Origin of the sequence: Flavobacterium sp. Root186 (genome assembly GCF_001428525.1) — a bacterium.
Taxonomy (GTDB): Bacteria; Bacteroidota; Bacteroidia; order Flavobacteriales; family Flavobacteriaceae; genus Flavobacterium.
This window is the reverse complement of record NZ_LMHW01000014.1, coordinates 500,897-514,405: the sequence shown is the minus strand read 5'-3', so window position 1 is coordinate 514,405 and position 13,509 is coordinate 500,897. Positions and strand designations below refer to the sequence as shown.

Sequence of the window (13,509 nt, the reverse complement as noted above, 5' to 3'; positions counted from 1 at the left end):
TTGTAGATGGAAATACTTACAGCGCATCAGGAACTTACAAAGTAGAAAATAACGGATGTACGGCGGATCAGGTATTGAATCTGACGGTTACTYCTAAACCTGACGATATGGTAACAACGGAATCAATCTGTTCGGGGCAAACTTTCACGTGGCTTGCAGATGGAAATACTTACAGCGCATCAGGAACTTACAAAGTAACTAATGACGGATGTACGGCGGATCAGGTCTTGAATCTGACGGTTACTCCTAAACCTGACGATATGGTAACAACGGAATCAATCTGTTCGGGGCAAACTTTCACRTGGCTTGTAGATGGAAATACTTACGGAACTTACAAAGTAGAAAATAACGGATGTACGGCGGATCAGGTATTGAATCTGACGGTTACTCCTAAACCTGACGATATGGTAACAACGGAATCAATCTGTTCGGGGCAAACTTTCACATGGCTTGTAGATGGAAATACTTACAGCGCATCWGGAACTTACAAAGTAGAAAATAACGGATGTACGGCGGATCAGGTCTTGAATTTGGCTGTAGGATCTAAACCTGACGATATGGTAACAACGGAATCAATCTGTTCGGGGCAAACTTTCACATGGCTTGTAGATGGAAATACTTACAATGCATCTGGAACTTACAAAGTAACTAATGACGGATGTACGGCGGATCAGATCTTGAATCTGACGGTTACTCCTAAACCTGACGATATGGTAACAACGGAATCAATCTGTTCGGGGCAAACTTTCACGTGGCTTGTAGATGGAAATACTTACAGCGCATCAGGAACTTACAAAGTAGAAAATAACGGATGTACGGCGGATCAGGTCTTGAATCTTACAGTTACTCCTAAACCGACAGCTATTGTAACTAATGAAACCATTTGCTTTGGAGCTGTCTTTAATTGGAATGTTACCGGAATGACTTACAATACATCTGGAACATATATTAAAAACAACAATGGATGTACGGCAGACCAAATTTTAAACCTGACTATTAAAGATAAACCAACAGATATTGTTACCTCTAAAACAATATGTTATGGCGAAACTTATTACTGGCCTGTTAACGGTATTAGCTATACTGATTCAGCAAATATAAAAGTAGAGAATGATGGTTGTACGGCTGACGAGGTTCTTAACCTGATTGTTAGCTCACCTTTAACTTCTGAATTAATACCAAATACATTGTTAGGAGAAACCTGTCATGGTGAACAAGACGGAACATTTGGTATTCAAATTACAGGAGGAATGCCTCCTTATACAATAACTCTGAATAATATAAATGGCGTTTACCAATCGGTAATTGACTCTGATTACATCTTTAGTAATCTTGCAGGCGGAAAATATATTGTTTATATCAAAGACGCATTAGACTGCATTATAGAACAAGAGGTAACTGTAGAAGATGGAGTTTCATTAAAACCTGTTGCACATATAAATTATGCTTGTGAAAATAACAGTCCTGCAAATTCTGTTACAATAACGATTGATCAAAGCAATAATCTTAATGAAATAGATTACGCTTTGGATGGAGGTGCCTTTCAACCTGATCCTATTTTCAAGAATTTATCTGCCGGATCGCACACCATTACAGCCAGACATTTAAATGGCTGTGTTGAGAATACGGAATCTTTTGTTATTGATTTTATTCAGCCACTAAGTCTGTCACTCACTAACGCAGAATTAAACGAAATTACTGCGACTGGTGAAAACGGCAGTGGAAACTATCAATATTCTTTTGAAGGCAGTCCTTTTAGCACAAACAATAAATTTATTATTTACAAATCCGGAACCTATAACGTCACAGTTAGAGATCAAAGCGGATGCACTTTTACTACATCAAAATATTTTGATTATATCGATCTGTGTATTCCAAATTACTTTACTCCAAACGGTGATGGAATTAGTGATTATTGGGGACCAGATTGTGAATCAATTTACAAAAAACTCACCTACACCATTTTTGACCGACACGGCCGTGAATTGGCAAATTATCATTATGGTCAAAAATGGGATGGAAAATATAAAGGGCAAGAACTAACATCTGGAGATTACTGGTATGTTATAAAACTCAATGATCCTAACGATAACAGAGAATTTGTTGGACATTTTACACTATACAGATAAAAAACAAATAGTATTCGTTATCTCAACCTAAACAAAATGAAAAAATTTATCTTCATATATTTTTTAATGGCTGTAACATCAGGTTACAGCCAAGAATTAAATCTGCCAGTATTTACCCAATATTTAGCAGACAACCCATTTTCTATTTCGCCAACATATGCCGGTATTGGAGATAATCTCAGAATAAGAGTCAACGGATTAACACAGTGGGTAGGAATTAAAGATGCGCCGGACAATCAATCACTTTATGCCGATATGAGAATTCTGGATCGTTCGGGAGTCGGAATTTCATTATACAACGATAAAAACGGAAACACCAGACAAACAGGAGCAAAAATCTCATTTGCGCACCATTTAACGCTGGATTATTATTCTAAACAATATCTGTCATTTGGTATTTCCTATAATATCAATACTTTTAAAATTGATATCGATAAATTCAATTCGGGAACCGGAATTCCAGCGGGGTTAGATCCTGCAATAACTGACAATCGCCAACTTTCAAATATGAATTTTGATATAGGAGCTTTGTATAGAAACAAAGATTTTTACTTTAGTTTAAATGCTGGCAACATTTTGGACAAAAATATTGATAAATTCTATCGTGAAGAACCGGCTTTACTACGAAATTACCAGATTTATACAGGTTATATCATTAGAGGAAACGGTAAAGAAAGGTTTGAGTTTGAACCTTCGGTTTACTATCAATTATTTGAAAGTGATAAACGTTCCAGTACTGATATAAACTTAAAGTATAGGCAATTTAATAATTATGATGATTATTTCTGGGTGGGTGCTTCTTATCGTTTTCTGAATGACCAGCTTTTAAAACCGTTAATGATTGGCCCAATGGCTGGATTCAAAAAATCAAATTTCTATTTTGGATATTCTTATCAGGCCTCTTTAACCAAAATTGGAGCTTACAATTCAGGAACACACGTAGTCACTATTGGTCTGGATTTCTTTCAGGGAATTAGTAACTGCCCTTGTACCCAAAGTCCTGTTCATTATTAAAAACATATCACTAAAAAACCCTATTCTGCAACAGACAGAATAGGGTTTTTATTATTTTAGATTGAAAATTTCAAGTTTCCTTAACGGTAATAATCTTTACCGGACAAGCCTTAGCTGCCAATTCACAACTTTCAACAATAGTATGATTGGCAGACTTCAAAGTATAAAAACCTTTTGCATTTACAGAATGAATCAAAACCGATTTTCCGTCTTTTTTAGACATTTGAAAATGAACCGGATCCATTTCGACGCAGTAATTACAGCCAATGCATTTATCTCTTTGTAAAGTTATAATCACCATTACGCCTCAACAACTTTATATAATTTATCAGAATTTCTAATTCGGAAAGGCAATTTAAAAGTACAATCATCACCTTTCGATGCTTTTTCAGCCGAAATATCTCCAACAAACATTTCATCGATAATCATTTCCTGAGCGCCGGTGCTTGGTCCAGTAACCAGAATTTTATCTCCAATTTTAATATCATAAGCTTCAATTTTGAATTGGCCCACTCCTGCTTTCGGAAAGTAATGCGTTCCTTTCCCCACATACACTTTCTTTTGAGTTGCTGCAGAACCCGGAATATCACTCCACTCGCCCAATTCCTGACCTAGATAATAGCCTGACCAAAAGCCACGATTGTAAACGGTATTCAAAGCTTCCATCCAAACTTCAATTTTTTCTTTAGAAAAAGTATCTTCGTAATAAGCATCAATGGCTTCACGATAGATTTTGATAACCGTTGCTACATATTCCGGAGCACGTCCGCGTCCTTCGATTTTTAAAACCTTAATTCCGGAATCAATTACCTGATCCAGAAAATCTAGCGTACATAAATCTTTTGGCGACATCATATATTCGTTATCCAATTCGATTTCAAAACCAGTTTCCTGATCGATAACGGTATATTTTTTTCGGCAGTTTTGTTTGCATGCTCCACGATTTGCAGAAGAATTATGAGAATGCAAACTCAAATAACATTTCCCAGAAACCGCCATACACAAAGCACCATGCCCAAAAATTTCGATTTCGACTAAATTCCCGTTTGGGCCTTTAATCTGTTCTTTCTCAATTTGATCTGTGATTTTCTTTACTTGGCGCAAGCTTAATTCCCTGCTTAAAACCATTGTATCGGCAAATAAACTATAGAATTTTATAGTTTCAATATTGGTCACATTCAATTGAGTTGAAATATGAACTTCCATCGAAATGCTTCTTGCCATTGCAATTACCGCTTGGTCTGAAGCAATAACTGCAGTAATGTTAGCCTCTTTTGCTTTGTTCAAAAGTGTTTTTACGACTGATAAATCGTGGTCGTAAATAATAGTGTTTAAAGTCAGATAACTTCGAACGTTTTTTGCTTCACAGCGATTCGCAATTTCTTTTAAATCTTCAACTGTGAAATTTACCGTTGAACGCGCACGCATGTTGAGTTGTTCTACCCCAAAGTAAATAGAATCTGCACCATTATCCAGGGCAGCCTGAAGTGAATCAAAGCTCCCGGCGGGAGCCATGAGTTCAATTTTGTTAAGTTTCATTTTATGTGTGTGTTTTTGCTAATGGTTGAAACCATCCGCAATGATTATGGCGTGGTATTTTTTATCGTTTTCTAAATAGCCTAAGATTTAACTTTATGGCGTATTATCTTGTGAATTTCCGTTGCGTTCCTGCGGTTGAAGCCGCAGGCTATGTTTTTCTTTCGAAATATTTGAAATATAGCCCGTGGTTTCAACCACGGGGAACGTATCTATGTCAAATCAACATTCCAAGATAGATATCATTGTCGATATCCGTTGCGTCCCTGCGGTTGAAACCGCAGGCTATGTTTTTTTCTGTCGCAATGCTTGAAATATAGCCCGTGGTTTCAATCACGTGGAACGTATCTATGTCAAATCAGCATTTCCAAGATAGATATCATTATCGATATCCGTTGCGTTCCTGCGGTTGAAACCGCAGGCTATGTTTTTCTTTCGAAATATTTGAAATATAGCCCGTGGTTTCAACCACGGGGAACGTATATATGTCAAAGCTTTCCAAGATAGATATCATTGTCGATATCCGTTGCTGCCCTGCGGTTGAAACCGCAGGCTATGTTTTCCTATCCCAATATTTGAAATATAGCCCGTGGTTTCAACCACGGGGAACGTATTTATGTCAAAGCTTTCCAAGATAGATATCATTGTCGATATCCGTTGCATCCCTGCGGTTGAAACCGCAGGCTATGTTTTCCTTTCGAAATATTTGAAATATAGCCCGTGGTTTCAACCACGGGGAACGTATTTATGTCAAAGCTTTCCAAGATAAATATCGTTGTCGATATCCATTGCGTCCCTGCGGTTGAAACCGCAGGCTTTGTTTTCCTTTCGCAATGTTTGAAAATATAGCCCGTGGTTTCAACCACGGGGAACGTATTTATGTAAAATCAGTTTCCAGATATGTTATCGTTGTCGATATCCATTGCCTCCCTGCGGTTGAAACCGCAGGCTATCTTTTCCTATCACAATATTTGAAATATAGCCAGTGCTTTCAACCACGGGAGACGATTTATTTCCCTAACCCATGCAATTTTACAAACTCATCAAATTCATCTTGTCCGTTTTTCTTAAGGTGATGTTGCTTTTGATTTTTAATGTAATTATAGGCAGCATCTAGCTGAGATTCACTGACAGAGAATGCCGCAAAGCCAGTTTGCCAGGCAAATTTTTCAAGGATTAGTTCTTCTCTATTTATAAAATGAGAAGAACTTCCTTTTATTTGCTTGATAATGTCTGAGATTGTTTTTTGTGGATTTTGTAAAAATAAAACATGCACATGATCAGGCATTCCATTTATGATTCTAGTAGGACAACCGAGATGAATTAACTCTTCATGAATGAAATCATACAGTCTTTTCTCAATTGAAAAATCAAATAATTCCTGACGATTTTTGGTTGACCAAATTGCATGAATCCATAATTTAGTAAAGGATTGTGACATAAATAAATTAGCTCAAATTTTCGGCTAATTTACAATTTTATACAATTTATCTGACAATCTAATTCTGAATGGAACCTTAAAAGTAACTTTATCGCCAATTTTAGCAGATTGAGTTTCTGCACCATCAACAACCATTTTGTCTAAAATCATTTCCTGATTACCAGTAGTTGGCCCAGAAATTAAAATTCTATCGCCGATGTTTAATTCTTGGTTTTCAATAGTAAATTGTCCTACTTGAGCTTTCACATAATAATGTTCTGCTTTCCCAAGAAGTACTTTTTTTACTTTTATTTTCTGACGAATATCAGCTGTTTTTTGTGCTGTAGCCAAAGCCGTTTCTGGTAGTTCTCCTGAATGTTTGAATTTTAGATTTTCGGATTTTCCTTTTCTAAAAACTTTATTTCCAACTTGTTTTCCCGTTCTTAAACGAACTTGATCCACTAAAGGCATGTGAATAATCTCTAAACATTCTGTAGAACAGCAATTTTCCATCGCTGCTTTACATTCGTCACATTGAATAAACAGCAAATGGCATCCGTCATTTTCACAGTTGGTGTGATTGTCGCAAGGTTTTCCGCATTGGTGGCATTGCGAAATAATATCTTCTGTAATTCTTTCGCCTAGACGATTATCGAATACAAAGTTTTTTCCGATGAATTTACTTTCTAAACCCTCTTCTTTAAGTTGTTTGGCGTAATTGATAATGCCGCCCTCTAATTGAAAAACATTTTTAAAGCCCTGGTGTTTAAAATAAGCACTCGCTTTTTCACAACGAATTCCACCAGTACAATACATTACCAGGTTTTTATCTTCTTTATGGTTTTGAAGCTGCTCATTGATGATTGGCAAACTCTCTCTGAAAGTTTCAACATCTGGAGTAATAGCGTTTTTAAAATGTCCGACTTCACTTTCGTAGTGATTTCTAAAATCAACTACAATCGTATTTGGATCATCTAAAATCTCGTTAAATTCCTTGGCTTTCAAGTGAACACCAATATCGGTTACATCAAAAGTTTCATCGTTCAAACCGTCGGCAACGATTTTATCACGAACTTTTATTGTCAATTTTAAAAAGGAATGATCGTCATGTTCTACAGCTTCATTCAATCGTATGCCTTTCATGAAATCATAAACTTCAAGTGTTTGTCTAAAAGCTTCCAAATTTTCTTCGGGAATACTCATTTGAGCATTTATTCCTTCAGTGGCAACATAAATTCGGCCTAAAGCATCAAGCTTATTCCAGGCTAAAAATAAATCATCGCGAAATTTTTTGGGATCTTGAATTTTGGCATACGCATAGAAAGACAACGTAAGACGTTGTTTACCTGCATCATCGATCATGATAGCTCTTTCTTCTGCGCTCAAAGTGTTGTACAGTTGCATGCTATAAACAGTTTTAAGTTAAGAATATATAATTGAATTCTATTTTTCTGAATGAATTCGGGCGCAAAGGTAGGTTTTTCTTTTGAATATCAAAACAATTAACGAACCCTGTTTTGAGCCAAAAAAGTGTTATTAGTTCATTTTATTTTTTGTTTCCGTACGTAATCTTAGGGTGTTTTGTTTTGCAACTTTATTGCATTTACAAAAAACATACACTGTTTATCAATGCGTTATGAAATTTTCATTAAATTTATAAGGTACAATTTTAACATTTATGATTATGAATGCTTTAAAACTACCCAAACCACTCTTCCCAATTCTTTTACTTTTAACAATTTTCATCTCTTGTAAAAAAGAAAAACCGAAAGCCCCTCCTCCCATGCAGGCTCCTTTTGTAACCGTCAAGAGTGAAGATGTCCCCATTTATAAAGATTTTGCCGGACAGACTTTTGGAGATTTAGACATTGAGTTAATCGCCAGAGTTGACGGAATTTTGACTGGAATTCATTTTAAAGAAGGTCAACGAGTTAAAAAAGGACAATTACTTTATACAATCGATCCGCTTGAATATGATACCAAAGTAGAACAAGCCCGCGGACAAGTTGCAGTTGCACAGAGTGGTCTGGTCAATGCAGAAGAAGAATTAAAACGAATTCGTCCGCTGGCAAATATGAACGCTGTTAGTAAAAGGGAATTAGATGCGGCTGTCGCCAGAGAAAAAGCAGCACGATCAAATTACACCAGTGTTCAGGCAAGTTTAAAAAATCAGCAAATAGAAAGAAGTTATGCGAATATAAAATCACCCATCGACGGTGTTATTGGTCTTTCGAATGCCCGACTAGGAGATTATATTACCAAAATTGGAAACGACTCTAAATTAAACACCGTTTCAAAACTAGAAAAAGTCAGAGTTCAATTTACTGTCAGCGAATCTAATTATCTGCAATATCAAAAACAAGTCAAAGATGGAGAACGAATTACGGATCTTCAACTTATACTTTCAGACGGAAGCACACATCCATACAAAGGAAGTCTCAATTTCTCCGACACCAAAATAGATCCAACAACCGGAACTGTAACTATAGAAGCACAATTTCCAAATCCAGACGGAACTTTACGATCCGGACAATTTGCTAAAGTTCGCGTTTTACTCCGAACTCAAAAGGATGCCATTGTAGTTCCTCAAAAAGCCGTAACCGAAATTCAGGGATTATTCCAAGTTTCTATTATTGATGATAAAAATACTATTCAAACCCGAATGGTTGAAGTTGGGCAGAAAATTGGTGTCGATTGGATTATTACCAAAGGTTTAAAACCCAACGAAAAAGTCGCCATTATTGGCAATCAATTTATCCAGCCTGGATCAACAGTCGTTCCAGTTCCCTACGTAGCCGAGAAAGATAAAAAGCAAATTGCATCATCCCTAAACAACTAGACTATGGATAATTTCTTTGTAAGACGACCAATCGTTGCAATCGTACTTTCCATTTTCATTGTTCTTATTGGAGGGCTTTCGATCCTGTCAACGCCCATTGCGCAATATCCTGAAATTGCACCGCCTCTTGTTCAGGTTTCTACAAGTTACCGCGGAGCCAACGCCTTAAATGTAGAACAAGCTGTTGCCACACCAATAGAACAAAAAGTAAATGGTGTAGAAAATATGCTTTACATGCAGTCGACTAATACTGGTGACGGAAGTATGACGCTTTCGATCACTTTTGATATGGGAACAGATTTGGACAACGCTACAATGTTAACTCAAAACAGAGTTGCCGAAGCTACCAACAAACTTCCAAACGATGTAAAAACAACCGGAGTTACAACCAAAAAATCATTATCAATGCCGATGTTGATTTTGTCTTTGTATTCTCCAAACAAAACTTTCGACAACAACTTTTTAACCAATTATGCGAGTATCAACATTGTAGATGCACTCGCCCGTATTAAAGGTGTTGGAGAAGTTACCCTTTACGGAGGAAGTAATTATGCCATGCGAATTTGGGTCAAGCCCGATATAATGGCCAAATACAACTTAACAGTTCCAGATATTATACGATCCATTCAGGAACAAAACGCTATTGCCCCAGGAGGAAAATTTGGCGCTCCACCAGCAACAGAAAATAATGAATTCACGTATAATGTAATGCTGAAAGATCGTTTGGTAAATCCAGAGGATTTCGAAAACATCATTTTAAAATCAAACATAAGCAATCAGCAGGTTCGGTTGAAAGATGTTGGAAGAGTAACACTCGGAACAGAAAGTTATGCATCAGTTGCTAAACTCAACGGAAATCCCGCAGGAACTATCGGAATCAAACAAATGCCGGGTTCCAATGCTCTGGAAGTTGCCGAAAATGTAAAAAACACCATTGAACAACTTAGCAAAAGATTTCCTCAGGATTTAAAATATGCGGTTTCTCTGGACACGACTTTAGCCATTTCTGAAGGAATCAACGAAATCATGCACACTTTGGTCGAAGCCATTATCTTGGTAATTCTGGTAGTTTTCATATTTCTTCAAAACTGGCGCGCGACCTTAATCCCGCTTTTAACCGTTCCCGTTTCGTTAATTGGTGTATTTATGCTGTTTCCGTTACTCGGATTTTCGATAAATGTACTTTCACTTTTAGGATTAGTACTCGCTATTGGGATTGTCGTCGACGATGCCATTGTAGTAGTTGAAGCCGTAATGCATCACATAGAACAGGGAATGTCTCCACGAGAAGCTACAAACCAAGCCATGCGTGAAGTTTCGGGACCAGTAATCGCCATTGCCATTGTTTTAACTGCCGTATTTATTCCGGTTGCTTTGACCCCGGGAATTACGGGAAGACTTTATCAGCAATTTGCAATTACAATTGCTATTTCTGTGATTTTCTCCGCTTTAAGTGCTTTAACTTTAAGTCCGGCTTTATGTTCACTTTTACTAAAACCCAATCAGGAAGCAAAAGGCTGGCTCGGAAAATTCTTTAAATGGTTTAATATTAAGTTTGGAGCTTTCACCAATAAATACACTGGCTTTTCAGGATTTCTAATTAAGAAAACAGCGCGAAGTTTAATTTTTATCGGAATTGTAGTTGGAGCCATTATTCTTTTGGGGGGAAAAATTCCAGGTGGATTTGTTCCCGAAGAAGATCAGGGTTATATGTTTGTTAATATTGAACTTCCCGGCGCTTCTTCTTTAGAAAGAACCGGTAAAGTCATTCAAAAAGTAGAACATATTTTATCTAAAAACCAAGGAGTTGAATATTATACTTCTGTTGCCGGCTTCAGTTTGATCAAAAACTCGGTGGCAACCAATAACGGATTTTTCTTTGTGGCCCTAAAAGAATGGAAAGAACGCGAACAGGATGTTTTTCAGATTTTAAAAGAAGTTAACGGAAAAGTTGTTTTCGGAATACCCGAAGCAACAGTTTTTGCTTTTGGCCCCCCACCGATTACCGGAATTGGAAACGCCGCCGGATTCTCGATGATGCTTCAGGATAAAGAAGGAAATACGCCGCAGTATCTTTTCCAAAACGCACAAAGGTTTATGGCTGAAGCTAAAAAAAGGCCTGAAATTGGAACGATTCGAACGACCTTTAATCCAAACGTACCGCAGATTAGTCTTGATATTGATCGGGAAAAAGTATCAGAACTTAATCTTTCGTTATCCGATGTCAATCTTGCCATTGGCGCCAGTTTGGGAGGGCAATACATAAACGAGTTCAATAAATTCGGACGACAGTATATCGTTTTGCTTCAGGCAGATCCAAGTTATACAGTAAATCCCGAAGACATCAATAAAATATTTGTTCGAAGTCGGGATAATAAAATGATTCCCATTACAAGTATTGCAACTATTCGAAAAGAAAGCGGTCCCGAATTTACAACCCGTTTTAACTTGTATCGTGCAGCCGAAATTGGAGGAACACCCGCACCCGGATTTACTTCGGCGGAAGCCATGACTGCATTACAAGAAACCGCTGCAAAAGTTCTTCCGGCAGCAATGGGTTACGAATGGGCAAATATGAGTTATCAGGAAAAACAAGCCGAAGGAAAAGGAAATACGGTTTTTATCATGGCCTTGCTTTTCGTGTTTTTAATTCTGGCCGCACAATATGAAAGCTGGAAATTGCCTTTCAGCGTTTTACTCGGAACACCTTTTGCCGTTTTTGGCGCTTTTCTAGGTTTATATATTTGCCGATTATTAAGTCCCGATTATGTCAATAACGTTTTTGCCCAAATTGGTCTCGTAATGCTGATTGGTCTGGCTGCCAAAAATGCGATTTTGATTGTAGAATTTGCCAAAGAAGAATATGAAAAAGGAAAGCCGGTAAAAGAAGCCGCATTGTACGCTGCCAAATTACGTTTCCGGCCAATTCTAATGACGGCCTTTGCGTTTATCTTGGGAGTTGTTCCGCTATTAACTGCAAGCGGAGCTGGAGCTCAGGCCAGAAAAGTAATGGGAATGACAGTTTTTAGCGGAATGCTTGTCGCCACTATTTTGGGTGTTTGTCTGATTCCGGTGTTATTTGTATTTATTGAAACATTCGGAAAGAAAAAGTCTGAGGAAATCGATGAACCTAAAGAGGAAGAAAAATGAAAAATCTAAAAATACTTTCAGTGTTATTTTTGATGGCTGTTTTTCCTTATGGATGCATGGTTGGACCAAAATATGTCAAACCCGAACAACCTCAGGCAGATACTTTCCGTTTTGGCGATCAATCCAGAGATACAACAAAATCAGTTACAGCCATAAAATGGTCAACGATATTTAACGATGATGTCCTGATTGGTTTGATTGAAAAGGGTATTCAAAACAATTATGATCTCAAAATTGCTTTAGCACGTTTAGAACAGGCAAGAGCCAATCTCGGAATTGCAAAAGCCGATTTATATCCTTCGTTTCAATATTCCGGACAAGTAAATAGTGCCGAAACGATTATGCAGCCTTCGTCAGCATTGGCTAATATGTCTTGGGAATTGGACTTCTGGGGAAAATACCGTCATCAAAATAAAGCATTACAAAATGAACTTTTAGCGACCGATGAAGCCCGAAAAGTGATTCTGTCGAATATTGTAAGCACTATTGCCATTTCTTATTTTGAATTGCGGGATTTTGATAATCAATTAGAAATTACGATTCATACTTTAGAAACCAGACAAAAAGCATATAACATTATTAATGAACGTTTTATAAGCGGTTACGTTGCCGAATTAGATAAAGTACAAATCGAACAGCAGGTTGCTATTGCCGAAGCGAATATTCCATTAATCAAAAGACAGATTACAGCTCTGGAGAATTCAATTTCTATTTTAGTTGGACAAATTCCGCAGCCTATTCAACGCGGAAAAACCAATAGCGAATTATTGATTTTAACGGATTTTCCAACTTCAGTTCCATCAGCTTTATTAGAAAACAGACCCGATGTCAAACGTCAGGAATATTTATACAAAGCGGCTTACGAGAGAATTGGTGTTGCGCAAGCATTGCGTTATCCGTCATTTAATATTGCTGCTGTTGCAGGTTTCACCAGTGTTATGGTAGGTGATTTATTTAATGATGGTTCTTATATGCAGAATGTTGGCGCAGGAGTTACCGGCCCAATTTTTAACTTCGGAAAAAACAAACGCCGTGTTGATGTTAACCGACAAATTGCGGAAGAAATAAAATTCAATTTCCAGAAAACGTATTTAACCGCCATTTCTGAGGTAGAAAATTCTCTTCAAAATGTGGCCATGTTCAAAGAAGAATGGGCCGCCAGAAACAGACAGGTTGTTGCCGCACAAAAAAACTATGATCTTTCAAATGCAAGATATTATAACGGTTATGTTTCGTATCTGGAAGTTCTCGACGCGCAAAGATCCTTGTTTGAAGCACAATTAAGTCTTTCCCAATTAACTCAAAAACAATTAACCTCTATGGTTCAGCTGTATAAAGCGCTGGGCGGAGGATGGAACTTTTGAGGTTCAAAGGTTTCTTCGCATATTTAAATTAAATAAAAAAGCACTATATTTCTATAG

At 37.3% G+C, this 13,509-nt stretch carries 9 protein-coding genes; 5 read left to right on the top strand and 4 right to left on the bottom strand.

Annotated elements, in window-relative coordinates:
* On the top strand, window positions 1-2,129 hold a 2,129-nt coding region (locus ASD98_RS19090), incomplete at its 5' end, for a T9SS type B sorting domain-containing protein (RefSeq protein WP_199866311.1).
* Between the two features lie 36 nt (window positions 2,130-2,165).
* Complete coding sequence (locus ASD98_RS19085; protein WP_056207411.1) at window positions 2,166-3,143, top strand: type IX secretion system membrane protein PorP/SprF; 978 nt, start codon at window positions 2,166-2,168, stop codon at window positions 3,141-3,143.
* A gap of 70 nt (window positions 3,144-3,213) precedes the next feature.
* Here the strand turns inward: ASD98_RS19085 and ASD98_RS19080 are convergent, their stop codons facing one another.
* The 4 genes from ASD98_RS19080 to ASD98_RS19065 form a co-directional block, all read right to left on the bottom strand.
* Entirely contained in the window at window positions 3,214-3,444 is a 231-nt protein-coding gene (locus ASD98_RS19080) for a ferredoxin (RefSeq protein ID WP_056207409.1), read from the bottom strand.
* Window positions 3,444-4,682, bottom strand: coding sequence for a peptidase U32 family protein (locus ASD98_RS19075; RefSeq protein ID WP_056207407.1), 1,239 nt, complete (start codon window positions 4,680-4,682; stop codon window positions 3,444-3,446). Before ASD98_RS19075 ends, ASD98_RS19080 begins: the two co-directional genes overlap by 1 nt.
* 1,006 nt (window positions 4,683-5,688) lie before the next feature.
* On the bottom strand, window positions 5,689-6,120 hold the full coding sequence (gene tnpA / locus ASD98_RS19070; RefSeq protein ID WP_056207404.1) for an IS200/IS605 family transposase: 432 nt from the start codon (window positions 6,118-6,120) through the stop codon (window positions 5,689-5,691).
* Window positions 6,121-6,144: 24 nt separating this feature from the next.
* Window positions 6,145-7,503, bottom strand: coding sequence for a rhodanese-related sulfurtransferase (locus tag ASD98_RS19065; protein ID WP_056207402.1), 1,359 nt, complete (start codon window positions 7,501-7,503; stop codon window positions 6,145-6,147).
* Between the two features lie 280 nt (window positions 7,504-7,783).
* Between ASD98_RS19065 and ASD98_RS19060 the strand changes: the two genes are divergently transcribed.
* From ASD98_RS19060 to ASD98_RS19050, 3 genes are read left to right on the top strand one after another with little or no spacing between them, the layout of a single operon-like run.
* On the top strand, window positions 7,784-8,938 hold the full coding sequence (locus ASD98_RS19060; RefSeq protein WP_157849160.1) for an efflux RND transporter periplasmic adaptor subunit: 1,155 nt from the start codon (window positions 7,784-7,786) through the stop codon (window positions 8,936-8,938).
* 3 nt (window positions 8,939-8,941) lie between these two features.
* On the top strand, window positions 8,942-12,088 hold the full coding sequence (locus tag ASD98_RS19055) for an efflux RND transporter permease subunit (protein ID WP_056207400.1): 3,147 nt from the start codon (window positions 8,942-8,944) through the stop codon (window positions 12,086-12,088).
* A complete protein-coding gene (locus ASD98_RS19050; protein ID WP_056207399.1) occupies window positions 12,085-13,452 on the top strand; it encodes an efflux transporter outer membrane subunit in 1,368 nt (455 codons plus the stop codon). Before ASD98_RS19055 ends, ASD98_RS19050 begins: the two co-directional genes overlap by 4 nt.
* Window positions 13,453-13,509 lie beyond the last annotated feature (57 nt).

What these genes read in the sequence shown, in the direction of transcription:
- ASD98_RS19085 (WP_056207411.1), top strand. Translation starts at nt 2,166, where the DNA reads ATGAAAAAATTTATCTTCATATATTTTTTAATGGCTGTAACATCAGGT.
- ASD98_RS19080 (WP_056207409.1), bottom strand. Translation starts at nt 3,444, where the DNA reads ATGGTGATTATAACTTTACAAAGAGATAAATGCATTGGCTGTAATTAC.
- ASD98_RS19075 (WP_056207407.1), bottom strand. Translation starts at nt 4,682, where the DNA reads ATGAAACTTAACAAAATTGAACTCATGGCTCCCGCCGGGAGCTTTGAT.
- tnpA (WP_056207404.1), bottom strand. Translation starts at nt 6,120, where the DNA reads ATGTCACAATCCTTTACTAAATTATGGATTCATGCAATTTGGTCAACC.
- ASD98_RS19065 (WP_056207402.1), bottom strand. Translation starts at nt 7,503, where the DNA reads ATGCAACTGTACAACACTTTGAGCGCAGAAGAAAGAGCTATCATGATC.
- ASD98_RS19060 (WP_157849160.1), top strand. Translation starts at nt 7,784, where the DNA reads ATGAATGCTTTAAAACTACCCAAACCACTCTTCCCAATTCTTTTACTT.
- ASD98_RS19055 (WP_056207400.1), top strand. Translation starts at nt 8,942, where the DNA reads ATGGATAATTTCTTTGTAAGACGACCAATCGTTGCAATCGTACTTTCC.
- ASD98_RS19050 (WP_056207399.1), top strand. Translation starts at nt 12,085, where the DNA reads ATGAAAAATCTAAAAATACTTTCAGTGTTATTTTTGATGGCTGTTTTT.